Below are 221 nucleotides of genomic sequence, written 5' to 3' on the forward strand. Positions count from 1 at the left end.
GCAGGCATGATTACGAGATGACGGCCGCTGACCGTGAACTGATTGGCGTAGTGTTTGACAACAGCAATTTTTCCGGGGAGCTTTCACCGAAAATGCTTCATAAGGTTTTAAAAGATATTTATCATACATGGGATGAAGCTCTGTATTTTTCGCTTCTCGAGAAAATGAATTTACCGCGTGATAAGAAAATCAAGACCTTTTCCAGAGGCATGAAGATGAAG

1 pseudogene is annotated in these 221 nt (G+C 41.6%); it reads left to right on the forward strand.

The features are described from left to right. Positions 1–221, forward strand: a pseudogene (locus HJV72_RS19200) (ABC transporter ATP-binding protein); the annotation flags it as partial.

It is taken from the genome of Extibacter sp. GGCC_0201 (genome assembly GCF_017566055.1).
In the GTDB taxonomy this organism is placed as follows: domain Bacteria; phylum Bacillota; class Clostridia; order Lachnospirales; family Lachnospiraceae; genus Extibacter.